This is a genomic window from Streptococcus australis (assembly GCF_003943615.1).
Lineage (GTDB): Bacteria > Bacillota > Bacilli > Lactobacillales > Streptococcaceae > Streptococcus > Streptococcus australis_C.
Genome location: NZ_RJPZ01000001.1, coordinates 197,762 through 212,257, shown reverse-complemented (window position 1 = coordinate 212,257; position 14,496 = coordinate 197,762). Strand labels below are relative to the sequence as shown.

The following is a 14,496-nucleotide window of genomic DNA, read 5'->3' as shown; positions in this document are numbered from 1 at the left end:
GAGCCAGATGGCCGCAAATATTCAAGCCTACTTAGAAAATCTCCAGCAACCCTGGGGACAGATCTATTATGATATCCTTTTTGAGCAATTAAAGGACATCAAAGGCAAGCGGGTGCTTGATTTTGGCAGTGGCTTCGGTCTTGTGGCTAACCACCTAGCGAAAGAAAACCAAGTCCTTGCTGTGGAGCCTAATCAGGAAATGGTGGCCTTGCGGGTCCAGAATCATCCCTACGAGCAACTCGTCGGAAGTCTGGACCAGTTAGCAAGCCTTGAAGATGCTAGCTTTGATGTCATCCTCTGCCACAATGTCTTGGAGTATGTAGAGGATCGCAAGCTGGTTCTTGAGGAATTTACCCGTCTCCTGAAACTAGGAGGGATGCTCTCCATCGTCAAGCACAATGAGGTTGGTCGCGTCTTGCAGACAGTGGTCTTTGAAAACGATACTCGGAAGGCGCTTGCTCTCTTAGCAGGTCAGGACCTAGAAACCCACTCCATGGGCCTGGCTCAGGCCTATGATCTGGATGCGGCAGTAGAAGACCTAGCTCTTGAAGTGAAAGACTACCAAGGAATTCGAGTCTTTTATGGCTTGCAAGATAATCGCTTCAAAGGCCAAGAAGGCTGGCGAGAGTCCATGCTTGAAATGGAGCTGGCTGTTTGCCAAGAGTCCCCATATCGGGAGATCTCCTTCTTCCAGCACTATACCTTAAAAAGGAGGTAAGATGTTCGTTTACAAAAAAGAAATTCCAGCGATGACAGACCTACTCGCACTCTACAGCTCGGTCGGCTGGACCAATTATACCAACAATCCAACCATGCTAGAAGAAGCTGTTAAAGCCAGCCTTTGGCAATTAGCCGTCTATCATAAGGAGGAGCTCGTCGCTTATATCCGCCTAGTAGGAGACGGTCACTCCGTCCTTTTGGTGCAGGATCTCTTGGTGCGACCAGATCACCAGCACCAAGGGATTGGAACAAAACTCTTAGAAGAGGCTTTAGCGACCTTCCCCCATGTCTATCAACGGCTCCTCGTCACTGAACGGAGCGAGAAAAATCTTGTCTTTTACCAATCCCTGGGCTTTGTTGAACTTTCAGAGCAAGCCTGTACGGGCATGATCAATATGAAATAATGGACTTCCGTGAGGAAGTCTTTTTCTGTAGCAACTAGAGCGGTAGAAACAACTAGCTAGTAATAAAATTCTTTTTAAGCAACAAAAAAGAGAGAGAATGTGATTCTCTCTCTGGCTATTAGTGACTAGGAGGTGGAGCTAGTGCAAGCTAATAGTAGTTATCTGAACTGAATTAGTTATCAGTCATTTTACGTTTCAAGACAACGGCACCAGCCAAGATCAATACTCCTGTAAGAACAAGACCTGTTGCGACAACTTCACCTGTGCTTGGAAGAAGTTTCTTACGTCCGCCACCATTACCGTTTGGTCCGGTTGGATTTTCAGGTGTTGTAGTAGTACTATCTTCAGTAGATTTACTTGTCTTAGGTTCTTTAGTTGTAGTTGTTGTGCCTTTGTCTTCAGTTGTAGTTGTTGTGCCTTTGTCTTCAGTTGTAGTTGTTGTGCCTTTGTCTTCAGTTGTAGTTGTAGTAGTTGTTGTTGTACCTTTGTCTTCAGTTGCAGTTGTAGTAGTTGTTGTTGTACCTTTGTCTTCAGTTGTAGTTGTAGTAGTTGTTGTTGAAGGCTCCTCTGTAGAAACAGATGTAGCAGGAGTTTCAGGTGTAGTAGTTACTGTAGTCGAAGGCTCTCCAGTTGTTGTAGTGGTTGAAGTAGTTGGCTCTTCAGTAGTTGTAGTAGTTGAAGTAGTCGGTTCTTCAGTAGTTGTAGTAGTTGTAGTAGTCGGTTCTTCAGTAGTTGTAGTAGTTGAAGTAGTTGACTCTTCAGTTGTAGTTGTAGTGGTTGTAGTAGTCGTAGTAGTGGTTGTTGTAGTTGGTTTGTTTGATGTGTTAATAACCTTAATCACGTTAGCATCATCAATTTTTTCGACTTTTGAAGTGTAACCTTCAGGTGTGTTTGTTTCCACTACTGAGTACTCAATCTTCTTACCGTCTTTGATACCTGGCAAATTCGTAAATGCTGCTTGCCAACCAGAAGCTTTTGTAAGAGTTTGTGTCATTCCTTCTAAAGCTTGGCCGTCGGCATACAATTGAACAGTGATATCTTTACGGTCTGCTTCGCTATCTCCAACCCATTCTTTTTGAACTGTAACAGTTGTGTCACCAGTTACCCAGAAATTCAATTCTGTGTTATTCCAGAATGCTGGATCTTCTTGTGGAGTTGTAATTTCGTCAGCTTTCAATGTAGCGTTGTTGTCTACACGAATTGTAGTCTTAGGAATTAATGTTTGGTATTCAACGATTAATTCTTCGTCTGTAGCTGTTTTGAACACATCACTTACATCTGATAAATTCACAGTAAATCCGTTGCCATCTGCATCGAACTTAACATGTTTCCAGAAATCCCAACCTGAAGCAACTACTTGTCCACCTTTTCTTAATGTGAATGATGGTTTTAAGTAAGTTCCCACGAAGAATTCACTTGCTGCATGGTTCGCAGCTGGAGCAAAAGTGATTTTAGAGTAATCTACCGCTGGAGCTTGGATACGGTCAGTAACAACTGGGTTAGTGATGGCTTGTTTTTTGCCATCTCCATTGATACGGATGAACCATTTTGTAAGATAGTAGTCATCTCCAACATTCATCCATGCATAGTTTTCAGATGCATCTAATTTGAATTGCTTAGTAACATAGTCCCCAGTAAGGTTATATTTATTGATCACAGATTCAAATATGCCAGGTCCATCAGGACGAGTGATTACCACTGATTCAGAACCTACTTTTGAAGTAGCTGTTTTGTTGCCAGGGTTTCCTGGAGTGTTATCCCATTCCGCTTTGTATGAGAATCCACCTTTTACGTTTTGGTTCATTGATTCGATTGCTTTTTTGAAAGTAAAAGTAATCTTTTTACCTGTCATTGAAACAGTCGCCACTTCAGCACCGTTTGCTTGTAGTGATTGTGTTGCGATTTCAGTAATATTGACACCTTCTGGAGCGTCGATAGTAAACGTATCACCTTCCTTAACAGAAATTCCTGTCAAGTCCCAGTCAAAAGAAAATGTAACCTTTTGACCATTTGCATTTGCTTTGAGGTTTGTAATGGTTGGTGTAACAGTTGCTGCAGAAACTGGCTTGATGATTGACAAACCAAGAGCAACTACACTAATCATTGCTACAAACGCGAATAATTTTTTATAGAAAGTTTTCACTTGTTCCTCCATTCCTTTTTCCTGGTTTGGAAGTACATCACTTTTTTTCCACACATTTTAAGCGTGTCCAGCCCTATACCGACAAGGAGTCGGTTAGATGTTTATGACGGTTTTTCTGCTAGGAGTGAATGGTAGAGACCATCGTTGTAGCTAGAGAAAAGGGGAAGTCGACTGTGACAGCTTAAAACAAAAAACTGATTGTCCTTTCCACACACAGAATTAATAACTCAAATGGCCATAAAGTAAAGGATTTCAAACCAAGACGGCTGAAAAAACCGATCAGTCCGTTACCATATAATTTAAAGCCACTTATATTATATTACAATCCTTTGCAGTGTCAAGTAATTTGTATCTCAATAATAAAAAAATATAGTAGAAACTATTTATAGGGAGCGTCAGTCATTCGTAAAATGAATTTAGCGGAGATAGAGTGATTCTAATGGATACACTTGAAATGGGGTTCCAGTGTGTTAGTGGGGAAACTATAATGGGTTATCTTCTATTTGCTCTTCCCAATCTTTCCAAATATGCTCTTTCATTTTCCTGATTCCTGGCTTTCATGTTATAATATGCTGATAAGAAAAACAGGAGACAAGGACCGAGATGATCACGTCAAAATATGAATGGCAGTTTGCTGCGCCCTTTTCAGATGATACGTTTTTGGCGCAAGCAAAGAAGAGAGGATTAGAAGCATCCGCAGCCAAGTTACTGGGAGAACGAGGGATCCAGTCGGAAGAAGCGCTGGATCGTTTTCTAGAACCGCAGCTAGAAGATATCCATGATCCCTACCTGCTTCACGATATGGACAAGGCAGTGGATCGGATTCGCCAGGCTATTGAAGACTATGAACAAATCCTAGTTTATGGAGACTATGATGCAGACGGGATGACGGCCGCTTCTATCATGAAGGAAACCTTGGAGCAGATGGGGGCGGAAGTAGCAGTCTATCTACCCAACCGCTTTACAGATGGGTACGGTCCCAATGCCAGTGTCTACAAGTACTTTATCGAACAGCAGGGGATTTCCCTCATCATCACGGTAGACAATGGAGTAGCTGGACACGAAGCCATTGACTTGGCCCAAAGCATGGGAGTAGATGTCATTGTGACGGACCACCATGCCATGCCAGAAGTCCTACCAGATGCCTATGCCATTATTCACCCGGAACATCCAGATGCCGATTACCCTTTCAAGCATCTAGCAGGCTGTGGGGTTGCCTTTAAGTTGGCCTGTGCCCTTCTAGAGGAGGTGCCTCTAGATTTTCTAGATTTGGTAGCCATTGGGACCATTGCGGATATGGTCAGTTTGACAGATGAAAACCGCATCTTAGTCAAGTATGGCCTAGGTGTCCTTCGTCAAACCCAACGGATCGGCCTTCAGGAAATGCTCAAGTTGGCCTCCATCGCCCCTCAAGATGTAAATGAAGAAACGGTTGGTTTCCAGATTGCCCCTCGTCTCAATGCCTTGGGTCGCTTGGATGACCCTAATCCAGCGATCGAGCTCTTGACAGGCTTTGATGACGAAGAAGCGCTAGAGATTGCGCTGATGATTCAAGCCAAGAACGAAGAGCGCAAGGAGATTGTGCAAGCCATCTATGATGAGGCCAAAGCTATGGTTGATCCAAGTCTTTCGGTTCAAATCTTGGCCAAAGAAGGATGGAATCCTGGTGTCTTAGGAATCGTGGCAGGTCGACTGCTAGAAGAGCTCCATCAGCCTATCATTGTCTTGACTATTGACCAAGGCAAGGCCAAGGGCAGTGCGCGAAGCCCCGAAAGTGTCCATATTTTTGAAGCCCTGGATCCCCATCGTGATCTTTTTATCGCCTTTGGGGGCCATGCGGGTGCAGCTGGTATGACGTTGGAAGTAGATAATCTTCCTCGCCTGACCGAGATTTTTTCTGATTATATTCGTGAAAAAGGGATTGACCTGACGGCTAAATCTACTCTCTTTGTAGATGAGGAGTTGGATCTTGAAGAGCTGACCTTGGATACCTTGAAGAGCTTTGATCGTCTAGCACCTTTTGGGATGGACCATAAGAAACCCGTCTTTTACATTCGAGATTTCCAAGTGGAGTCTAGCCGGACCATGGGAGCAGGAAATGACCATCTCAAGTTGAAGATTCAAAAAGGCAATGCCCGCTTTGATGTGGTGGCTTTTGGTCAGGGTCATTTGGAATTGGAATTCTCCCAAGCGAAAAATTTGGAGTTGGTAGTATCCTTGGCCATCAATCAATGGAATGGACAGACCACCCTGCAATTGATGGTGGTGGATGCCCGTGTAGAAGGTGTGCAACTTTACAATATCCGAGGAAAGAATGCTCCTCTCCCACAAGCTATCCCGCTCTTTAGTCAGTTAGAAGGAAGAGTAGATTCAGCCGCCATTGTCATTGATCGCATACCGGATGACCTGGCTGACTTGAAGGCCCTTTTCCAAGAACAGAGCTTCCAAGCGGTCTATTTTAAGAATCAACTAGACAAGGCCTATTATCTGACTGGCTACGGTAGCCGGGATCAATATGCCAAACTCTATAAGACACTATATCAGTTCCCTGAGTTTGATATCCGCCATAAGCTAGGCCAACTATCTGACTACCTCAAGATTCCACAGATTTTGTTGATCAAGATGATCCAGATTTTCCAAGAATTAGGCTTTGTCCAGATTGAAAATGGCATCATGACTGTCAACAAGGATGCGGAGAAGAAGGAGATTGCCTCTAGTTCCATCTATCAGGATTTGGTGCAGACGGTCAAAGACCAAGAACTCATGGCCCTAGGATCTGTGCAAGAAATTTATGAGTATTTAACGGATTCGATGCAATGAACAAGAAGAAATTATTCCTTTGGCTCAGCCCTTTCTTCCTTTTACTATCGTTGTAGGTGTTTGGGAAAATGATTTGGCAAAAATGATGCAAGTTAGTAGAATTCATGGTATAATGGAATGTAAAAATTTTTTATGAAAGAAAGTTAACCATGAATTTAAAAGATTACATTGCAAGCATTGAAAACTATCCACAAGAAGGGATTACCTTCCGTGATATCAGCCCTTTAATGGCAGATGGCAATGCTTATAGTTATGCGATTCGTGAAATCGTTCAATACGCAACCGATAAGAAAATCGACATGATTGTCGGCCCTGAAGCGCGTGGTTTCATCGTTGGATGTCCGGTCGCTTTCGAGCTCGGTATTGGTTTTGCGCCTGTTCGTAAACCTGGTAAATTGCCACGTGAAGTCATCTCAGCGGACTACGAAAAAGAATACGGTGTGGATACCTTGACCATGCACGCTGATGCTATCAAACCAGGTCAACGCGTTCTCATCGTCGATGACCTCTTGGCAACAGGTGGTACGGTTAAAGCAACCATCGAAATGATTGAAAAACTCGGTGGAGTGGTTGCAGGTTGTGCCTTCTTGATCGAGCTCGATGATCTCAAAGGCCGCGAAGCAATCGGAGATTACGACTACAAAGTCTTGATGCATTACTAATATAGTTTAGAACTATATCTGGATAGAGAAAAACCATAATTGAAAACTATATGCTCCTGTCTTATAATAAGAGGTAACAACTTGTAAGATGGGAGCTTTTTATGCCAATTACCTTAGATAAGAAATTACCAGCAGTTGATATTCTTCGCTCAGAAAATATTTTTGTCATGGATGATATTCGGGCAACGCACCAAGATATTCGTCCGATGAATGTTCTGATTTTGAATCTCATGCCAACTAAGGTAGCCACTGAGACTCAACTGTTACGCCTCTTGGCCAATACTCCCTTACAGATCAATGTGGATTTCCTCTATATGACCAGCCATGAGTCTAAGACGACAGCGGCAGAACATATGGAAGTCTTCTACAAATCCTTCGAGGATATTAAAGAGAACTATTATGACGGCTTGATCATTACTGGAGCTCCAGTTGAGAAATTAGCCTTTGAGGAAGTGGATTACTGGGAAGAATTAACAAAGGTCTTTGATTGGTCTAAACGCCATGTCTTTTCGACCTTGCATCTTTGTTGGGGTGCCCAAGCTGGTCTCTATTACCGCTACGGCATTGAAAAGGTAGCTCTGTGCGACAAGCTATCTGGGATTTATGAGCAAACCGTCCTGAATCCACAGAACCGTTTGATGCGTGGTTTTGACGATGCTTTTTTGGCCCCTCACTCACGTTATACGGATGTCCCCCTCAAAGAAGTGCTAGACAAGAGCAACTTGCAAGTCTTAGCTCAAGGCAGTGAAGTAGGACTATCTATCCTGGCCAGCCCAGACCTTCGAGAGGTCTATAGTTTTGGCCATTTGGAATATGACCGTGATACCTTGGCCAAGGAATACCAGCGGGATGTGAAAGCAGGCTTGAATCCAGATCTTCCCAAGAATTATTATGATCAGGATGACAGCAGTCGTGACCCTCGGATGCGGTGGAATTTAGCGGCAGCCAACTTCTTTAGTAATTGGATCAATTATGCAGTTTACCAAGAAACTCCTTATCGTTTGGAGGAGTTGGAAAAAGATATTTCATTTTATGGTTACCTATAAAGGGGTAGTATGACATATTCACAAGCATTTAAGTCGGGCAATTTGGTCATACCAAGTGCCTTACTTTTCCATTATCAACACTTATTTAAAGACGCAGAGGATTTTCTGGTTTGGCAGTTCTTTTATTTGCAAAATACGACCAACCAATCCAGCCTCACACCTAATCAAATTGCAGATGCGATTGGCAAGTCTGTCACAGAAGTGAACCAGTCCATGTCTCGCCTGACCAACCAAGGTTTGCTCCAATATCGGACTATTGAGCTAGATGGAGAGATTGAAGTTCTTTTTGATGCGACTATTGCCCTCGAACGCCTGGATGACTTGCTTCAAAGTAAGACAGAGGCGTCTCAGCGTGGGCAAGGCAAGCAGGCAGAGAATGAACTGGCTGATTTGGTCAAAACATTTGAGCAGGAGTTGGGCCGTTTATTGACTCCATTTGAAATCGAAGATTTGACACAGACAGTCAAACAGGACCAAACGGATCCAGACATTGTTAAGGCTGCCTTGAGAGAAGCTGTCTTTAATGGCAAGCCTCACTGGAAGTATATTCAAGCCATCTTGCGCAATTGGCGACGTGAAGGCATTACTAGTTTGACACAATTAAAAATCAAGCAACAAGAACGGGAAGCTCTTCAGCCTGAAAATGTCACGGTTTCAGATGATTTCTTACAGGCCATGGATTTATGGAAAGATTAAAAAAACTAGCACTCATAAAGTGCTAGTTTTTTCGTTTATAAATAGTCTGCGTAGGCTTTTTCTAGTTTGGTGAGGAGCTCTTGTTTTTCCTCCTCGCTAGCAAAGGAAGCCTGGATGGCATCGACATTATGCTGGTAAAAGTCAGCTGGTGTCGTTTGGAAGTGCTGATGGTAGAGGGCGTACTCCTTGGTCAAATCTGTATCAGAGACGGTCCGGTTATCGGTGTTGATACTGATGTGAGCTTGTGCTTCCTTCATCTTGAGGTAAGGGAAGTCCTCCACAGTGGCAGCAGCCTTGGTTTGAAGGTTACTGGTCAAGCAGAGCTCACCGGTGACCCCGTTTTTCACAAACTCTTTTAGAAGTTCTGGTTCATAGGCGAGTAAGGTCACATGGCCATTTCGTTTGATCCCATAGGCTATGGAGTGAGCGACATTGGCTGGACAGTGGCATTCACCCGCATGAAGGGTCATAGGACGATTGTAGCTCTTGACCTGTTGGATGAGGGCGTCAATGGCTTGTGGTGGATAGTGGTGTTCATCTCCAGCGAAGTCAAAACCAACAAAATCTTGATCAGTGACCTGGTTGGCTTCTGCCAGGATGCGAGAGGTGAGTTCTTGATCGGACTGGCGCATGCCACAGACCAGGGCTTTTGCAACAATGCCAAATTCATCCTGGGCTTGGCGCAGTCCTTCGCAGACAGCATCGATAGTTTCTGGGACGGTAAGCCCTTGGTCCATGGACAATTCTGGAGCAAAACGAACCTCGAGGTAGAGGACATTCTCCAGAGCAGCTTGCTTAGCCACATCGTAAGCAGCAAGAGTCAAGGCTTCCTTGGTTTGAAGGAGAGGGCGAATGTAGTCAAAGGCCTCCAAATAGTCTAAGAGATTTTCACAGTGGGCAGGTGCAGTGACATGGTGTTTGAGTTCTTCATCGCTAGTAGGAAGGTCAATATTGGCCATGGCTGCCAATTGGCGAATAGTCGGAAGTGACAAGGAACCGTCTAAGTGGCAGTGCAATTCTGTCTTTGCCAAACTATGAAAGTCAATCGTGGACATATTTTTTCTCCTTAAAATATATTTTTTCTATACTATCATTTTGCCAAGAAAAGTCAAGTAAAGCTATCGTAGCAGATTTTTGAAAGTAGCGTCTGGATTTGATATGCTAGTAGTAACTCAGAAAAAGGAGAAAAGAGATGTCAGACTATCAATTACCAGAAGTATGGGAAGCACCAAGTCAAATGGGTGGAGCTTGGGGTGGCTTGAACCAACCAACAGCAGGTGCCCGTTTTGAACAAAGCCTTCCAAAAGGTGACCAGCCTTTCCAACTCTATACCCTTCCAACACCTAATGGGATTAAGGTGACTATTATGCTGGAAGAATTGAAAGAGTTGGGAATGGATGCAGGCTATGACGCTTATCGCATCAAGATTGGTGATGGGGACCAATTTGGCAGTGACTTTGTAGCCATCAATCCCAATTCAAAAATTCCAGCTATGTTGGATCAATCAGGAGATCCAGCCATTCGGGTCTTTGAATCAGCCAATATTCTCTTGTATCTAGCAGAGAAATTTGGGAAATTGATTCCTACAGATCCTGCTAAACGGACAGAAGTGCTCAACTGGCTCTTCTGGCAGACAGGAGCTGCACCTTTCTTAGGGGGAGGTTTTGGCCATTTCTTCCACTACGCTCCTGAAAAAATTGAGTATGCCATCAACCGATTTGCCATGGAAGCTAAACGCCAATTGGACCTGCTTGACAAAGAATTGGCGACTAAACCTTATATCGCAGGAGATGACTATACGATTGCAGATATCGCCATCTGGTCCTGGTATGGCCGTCTAGCCCAAGACAAGGTCTGGGACCGAGCAGGATTTTTCTTAGATGTGAAGGAATACAAGCATTTGCAAGCTTGGACAGAGAAAATTGCCAATCGCCCAGCTGTGCAACGAGGCTTGGAAGTAGAATATAAGGAAATCGACTAATGTTTAAGCATGATTATTCTTGATTTGGATAATTCAATTGTATTGAGATTTTCCTTAGGTGAGTTCGGACGTCAGCGAACTTCGTAGAAGTTCCATGACTTAGTTTTGAACCTAAAGTTTCAAAACTCCCGAGTGCATGAAACAAAAAAGTTTCATGCACTTTACTCACTGCAGAAAACTCAATACCTAAATTTTTACTCCAAGAATAAGAGATTTCTTAACTTTTGTATATAGCTAGAAGAATTTAGAAGTAATTTGACAAGGCGCCGTCGCGCCTTTTTTTAATGGTGATAACATGGTATACTAAAGGGTGGAATAAAAGTTTAGAAAGTAGCACATGGAATTTACAAAATTATCAAATCGCTTGGACTTGGTGGCTAGCTTCGTCCCAGCTGGAGCGCGTCTGTTAGATGTGGGAAGTGACCATGCTTATCTCCCAATCGCCCTTTTACAAGAAGGGAAAATTGAGGCTGCCATTGCTGGTGAGGTAGTTGAGGGGCCTTATCAATCCGCTCTTCAAAACGTCGCTGATAATGGCTTAGAAGACAAGATTGAGGTCCGCCTGGCCAATGGCTTGGCTGCTTTTGAACCATCCGATGCCATTTCTTGCATCACCATTGCAGGGATGGGCGGGCGCTTGATTGCGGATATCTTAGCGGCAGGTCTTGAGAAATTAGCCGGTGTCTCTCGCTTGGTCTTGCAACCTAATAATCGGGAAGATGAACTGCGGGCTTGGTTGGTAGACCATAATTTCCGCATTGTTGATGAAGCTATCTTGGAAGAAAATGAGAAGTTTTATGAGATCCTCGTGGTCGAACACGGTTCTCAAGAGTTGTCTGCCAAGGAACTGCGTTTTGGTCCCCATTTGATGGAGGAGCAAGCTCCAGCCTTTGTTCAAAAGTGGTCCAGAGAAGCGGAGAAATTAGCCTTTGCCTTAGAGCAGGTCCCAGTTGAGAATCAATCTGCCAGAGGTTCGTTAGAAGAGCGCATCGCACAAATCAAGGAGGTTCTGCATGCTAGCAAGTGAAGTCATCAAACGCTATGAAGCATACTGTCCCCAGGAACTTTCCATGGAGGGAGATGTCCGTGGGCTACAGGTCGGCACCCTGCAAAAAGTCATCAAGAAGGTCATGGTAGCCCTAGATATCCGTGAGCAAACGGTGGCAGAAGCCATCGCCCATGGGGTGGACTTGATCATCGTCAAGCATGCGCCAATTTTCCGTCCTATTAAGGATTTGGTAGCCGATCGGGCTCAAAATCAGATCTATATTGACTTGATCAAGCACGATATCGCGGTCTACGTCAGCCATACCAATATTGATATTGTCCCAGATGGATTGAACGATTGGTTCTGCCAGCTTTTAGAAATTGAAAATCCAGAGCCCCTCAGCCTGACAGGAGAAGGTCTAGGTATCGGCCGCATCGGTCAGGTGCGCGCCCAAACCTTTGGCCAGTTGGCCGAAAAGGTAAAAGAAACCTTTGGCTTAGATGCTTTGCGCTTGATTGGTTATGACCAGGCGGATCTGGATCGGGTCATTGAGCGTGTCGCAATCTGTGGAGGAAGTGGCCAGTCCTTTTACAAGGATGCTCTCGCTAAGGGAGCAGAGGTCTATATCACAGGAGATATCTACTACCACACCGCTCAGGACATGCTGAGCGATGGCCTTCTAGGCTTGGATCCAGGCCACCATATCGAGGTTCTCTTTGTGAAGAAACTAGTAGAAAAGCTCAATCAGTGGAAGTCTGAGGAAGCGTGGGAGATCGAAGTGTTTGGCAGTCAAGCTAGCACCAATCCTTTTTACCATATCTAAGAGGTTATCATGAAAGTTGCGATTATTGGTGCAGGGATAGTAGGATCCACTGCAGCCTATTATTTATCCAAAGAAGCACAAGTGGATGTAACCGTCTATGACCATGGAGTTGGCCAAGCAACCAAGGCAGCGGCTGGCATTATTAGCCCTTGGTTTTCTAAGCGACGAAACAAGGCCTGGTATCGCCTCGCTCGCTTAGGAGCTGATTTCTACCAAGAATTGGTAGAGGACCTAGCTAAGGATGGAATCGAAACGGACTTTTACCAGCAGACCGGTGTCTATCTTCTTAAGAAAAAAGAGGAGAAATTAGATGAACTTTATCAGTTGGCACTAGGCCGTCGGGAAGAATCACCCCTGATTGGGGAATTGGAGATCTTGACCAAAGAAGAAGTGACCCAACAATTCCCAGGTCTGCAAGGCTTTGACCAGCTCCTTTATGCCTCAGGTGGAGCCCATGTAGAAGGAGCCCTTCTGACGGCAACCCTTCTTGAAGCCAGTGGTGCAAGAGTGATTAAGGAAGAGGTTGCACTCACAGTCACAGATAATGGCTATCAGATTGCAGGAGAGAATTATGACCAAGTCCTCCTAGCAACAGGAGCTTGGTTGAGGCAACTACTTGAGCCACTTGGTTACCAAGTGGATGTCCGTCCGCAAAAGGGACAGTTGCGGGATTATCATTTAGCCTTAGATACAGACAACTATCCTGTGGTCATGCCAGAAGGGGAACTGGATATCATTCCCTTCCAAAAAGGCAAGATCAGTATGGGAGCCACCCATGAGAATGAAATGGGCTTTGACCTAAGTGTGGACCAAGCTTTGATGAACCAGATGGAAGAAGAGGCCTTGACCTACTATCCGGAACTGGCTCAAGCGACAGTCATGGGGGAGCGCGTGGGTACTCGGGCTTATACTAGTGACTTCTCGCCCTTTTGGGGAGCCGTTCCCGATCAAGCAGGCCTTTATGTGGCGAGTGGTCTGGGATCGTCTGGTCTTACAACGGGCCCCCTCATTGGTTGGCATCTAGCCCAACTAGTGACAGGAGGAGACTTGCGTTTAGATCCAGCGGATTATCCAGTTATACAATATGTGAAGAAGAGCGTAGGACAGAAATCGGTCATTCGTTAGAATTCGATTTCGTCGTCCTACCTCCGCACAGTTGAGTAGAGCTGTAGAAGCTGATGAAATCAGCGTAGTAGAGTCCACTCAACCACTGCGTCTTGCTCGACAATTCAAAGACAATTGAGAGGCTAGGACTTTTGTCCTAGCCTCTTTTTTTGAAATATCTTTCTTAATTCAGATAAAATATAGTAGAATAGAACAAGTGAATCAACAAGAAAATGGGAGTTATTATTAATTGGTTTCAATCACAATCCGTGGTCTTGCAGGCCTTTATCGCAGGATTGTTTACATGGGGCTGTACCATTGTCGGGTCGGCCATCGTCTTTTTCTTCAAGCATATTAGTCGAAAACTATTGGATATCATGATGGGATTTGCGGCAGGGGTCATGATTGCGGCTTCTTTTTGGTCCCTCTTGCAACCGTCTATTGAGTATGCGAAAACCTCCTATGGAAGCTTGGCTTGGTTGCCAGCTGCGATCGGTTTTCTAGCTGGAGGATTTTTCCTCCGCTTGATCGACGACATTGTCCCTCACCTTCATATGACGAAGGAAATTGAGGAGGCTGAGAGTATCCTTACGCCGCGGGAGAAGAAGTTGTCTAAGACAACTCTACTCTTTCTCGCTATTACCATCCACAATTTTCCAGAAGGCTTGGCGGTCGGTGTGGCCTTTGGGGCTCTCGCTAGTAATCCAAGTCCAGAAGCTTTTATCGGAGCAGTTGGTTTGGCTATTGGGATTGGCTTGCAGAATATCCCAGAAGGGGCTGCCCTCTCGATTCCGATTCGGACGGATGGAAAATCTCGTCTCAATGCCTTTTATTGGGGATCCATGTCAGCTATTGTGGAGCCAGTAGGAGCCCTGTTAGGAGCAGTAGCCGTTTTATCTATGACAGTCATCTTGCCCTATGCCCTCTCTTTTGCAGCAGGTGCTATGATCTTTGTAGTGGTTGAAGAGTTGATCCCAGATTCGCAGACCAATGGCAACACAGACGTTGCGACCTTAGGCCTCATGGTTGGCTTTGTCATTATGATGATCCTAGACGTCGCTCTTGGATAACCTGTCATCACCTTGTAACATGTGAACAAGGTGACTTTT

13 protein-coding genes are annotated in these 14,496 nt (G+C 44.7%); 11 read left to right on the top strand and 2 right to left on the bottom strand.

Annotation, left to right across the window (positions count from 1 at the left end; translation table 11 throughout):
* Positions 1–7 precede the first annotated feature (7 nt).
* Positions 8–718 carry a class I SAM-dependent methyltransferase gene (locus tag D8785_RS01120; RefSeq protein WP_125374193.1) on the top strand — a complete coding sequence of 237 codons (711 nt, stop codon included), beginning with the start codon at positions 8–10 and terminating at the stop codon, positions 716–718.
* A gap of 1 nt (position 719) precedes the next feature.
* Positions 720–1,124, top strand: coding sequence for a GNAT family N-acetyltransferase (locus D8785_RS01115; protein WP_125374192.1), 405 nt, complete (start codon positions 720–722; stop codon positions 1,122–1,124).
* Positions 1,125–1,296: 172 nt separating this feature from the next.
* On the opposite strand, the gene D8785_RS01110 is transcribed toward D8785_RS01115, so the two are convergent.
* Positions 1,297–3,279, bottom strand: coding sequence for an Ig-like domain-containing protein (locus D8785_RS01110; RefSeq protein WP_260469855.1), 1,983 nt, complete (start codon positions 3,277–3,279; stop codon positions 1,297–1,299).
* Positions 3,280–3,870: 591 nt separating this feature from the next.
* Between D8785_RS01110 and recJ the strand changes: the two genes are divergently transcribed.
* From recJ to D8785_RS01090, 4 genes are all read left to right on the top strand, one after another.
* The gene (gene recJ, locus D8785_RS01105) at positions 3,871–6,087 is read left to right on the top strand and encodes a single-stranded-DNA-specific exonuclease RecJ (protein ID WP_125374191.1); all 2,217 of its coding nucleotides are present in this window, start codon (positions 3,871–3,873) and stop codon (positions 6,085–6,087) included.
* A gap of 149 nt (positions 6,088–6,236) precedes the next feature.
* Entirely contained in the window at positions 6,237–6,749 is a 513-nt protein-coding gene (locus D8785_RS01100; protein ID WP_003002788.1) for an adenine phosphoribosyltransferase, read from the top strand.
* A gap of 101 nt (positions 6,750–6,850) precedes the next feature.
* The gene (metA, locus tag D8785_RS01095; RefSeq protein WP_125374190.1) at positions 6,851–7,795 is read left to right on the top strand and encodes a homoserine O-acetyltransferase MetA; all 945 of its coding nucleotides are present in this window, start codon (positions 6,851–6,853) and stop codon (positions 7,793–7,795) included.
* A 9-nt stretch (positions 7,796–7,804) separates the two neighbouring features.
* On the top strand, positions 7,805–8,491 hold the full coding sequence (locus D8785_RS01090) for a DnaD domain-containing protein (protein ID WP_125374189.1): 687 nt from the start codon (positions 7,805–7,807) through the stop codon (positions 8,489–8,491).
* Between the two features lie 35 nt (positions 8,492–8,526).
* Here the strand turns inward: D8785_RS01090 and add are convergent, their stop codons facing one another.
* Positions 8,527–9,546 (bottom strand): adenosine deaminase, encoded by a 1,020-nt coding sequence (add, locus tag D8785_RS01085; RefSeq protein ID WP_125374188.1) that lies wholly within the window; start codon positions 9,544–9,546, stop codon positions 8,527–8,529.
* A gap of 137 nt (positions 9,547–9,683) precedes the next feature.
* Here add and yghU point away from each other — a divergent pair, with 137 nt between their 5' ends.
* The 5 genes from yghU (at position 9,684) to D8785_RS01060 (ending at position 14,457) form a co-directional block, all read left to right on the top strand.
* Positions 9,684–10,472: a glutathione-dependent disulfide-bond oxidoreductase gene (gene yghU / locus D8785_RS01080; RefSeq protein WP_125374187.1), complete on the top strand. Its 789-nt coding sequence runs from the start codon at positions 9,684–9,686 to the stop codon at positions 10,470–10,472.
* A gap of 337 nt (positions 10,473–10,809) precedes the next feature.
* A complete protein-coding gene (locus tag D8785_RS01075) occupies positions 10,810–11,499 on the top strand; it encodes a tRNA (adenine(22)-N(1))-methyltransferase (protein ID WP_125374186.1) in 690 nt (229 codons plus the stop codon).
* The gene (locus D8785_RS01070; RefSeq protein WP_125374185.1) at positions 11,486–12,283 is read left to right on the top strand and encodes a Nif3-like dinuclear metal center hexameric protein; all 798 of its coding nucleotides are present in this window, start codon (positions 11,486–11,488) and stop codon (positions 12,281–12,283) included. Before D8785_RS01075 ends, D8785_RS01070 begins: the two co-directional genes overlap by 14 nt.
* 9 nt (positions 12,284–12,292) lie before the next feature.
* On the top strand, positions 12,293–13,408 hold the full coding sequence (locus tag D8785_RS01065; RefSeq protein WP_125374184.1) for an NAD(P)/FAD-dependent oxidoreductase: 1,116 nt from the start codon (positions 12,293–12,295) through the stop codon (positions 13,406–13,408).
* Positions 13,409–13,632: 224 nt separating this feature from the next.
* Positions 13,633–14,457, top strand: coding sequence for a ZIP family metal transporter (locus D8785_RS01060; protein WP_125374290.1), 825 nt, complete (start codon positions 13,633–13,635; stop codon positions 14,455–14,457).
* Positions 14,458–14,496 lie beyond the last annotated feature (39 nt).

What these genes read in the sequence shown, in the direction of transcription:
- D8785_RS01090 (WP_125374189.1), top strand. Translation starts at nt 7,805, where the DNA reads ATGACATATTCACAAGCATTTAAGTCGGGCAATTTGGTCATACCAAGT.
- yghU (WP_125374187.1), top strand. Translation starts at nt 9,684, where the DNA reads ATGTCAGACTATCAATTACCAGAAGTATGGGAAGCACCAAGTCAAATG.
- D8785_RS01075 (WP_125374186.1), top strand. Translation starts at nt 10,810, where the DNA reads ATGGAATTTACAAAATTATCAAATCGCTTGGACTTGGTGGCTAGCTTC.
- D8785_RS01070 (WP_125374185.1), top strand. Translation starts at nt 11,486, where the DNA reads ATGCTAGCAAGTGAAGTCATCAAACGCTATGAAGCATACTGTCCCCAG.
- add (WP_125374188.1), bottom strand. Translation starts at nt 9,546, where the DNA reads ATGTCCACGATTGACTTTCATAGTTTGGCAAAGACAGAATTGCACTGC.
- D8785_RS01110 (WP_260469855.1), bottom strand. Translation starts at nt 3,279, where the DNA reads ATGGAGGAACAAGTGAAAACTTTCTATAAAAAATTATTCGCGTTTGTA.
- recJ (WP_125374191.1), top strand. Translation starts at nt 3,871, where the DNA reads ATGATCACGTCAAAATATGAATGGCAGTTTGCTGCGCCCTTTTCAGAT.
- metA (WP_125374190.1), top strand. Translation starts at nt 6,851, where the DNA reads ATGCCAATTACCTTAGATAAGAAATTACCAGCAGTTGATATTCTTCGC.
- D8785_RS01100 (WP_003002788.1), top strand. Translation starts at nt 6,237, where the DNA reads ATGAATTTAAAAGATTACATTGCAAGCATTGAAAACTATCCACAAGAA.
- D8785_RS01065 (WP_125374184.1), top strand. Translation starts at nt 12,293, where the DNA reads ATGAAAGTTGCGATTATTGGTGCAGGGATAGTAGGATCCACTGCAGCC.
- D8785_RS01120 (WP_125374193.1), top strand. Translation starts at nt 8, where the DNA reads ATGGCCGCAAATATTCAAGCCTACTTAGAAAATCTCCAGCAACCCTGG.
- D8785_RS01115 (WP_125374192.1), top strand. Translation starts at nt 720, where the DNA reads ATGTTCGTTTACAAAAAAGAAATTCCAGCGATGACAGACCTACTCGCA.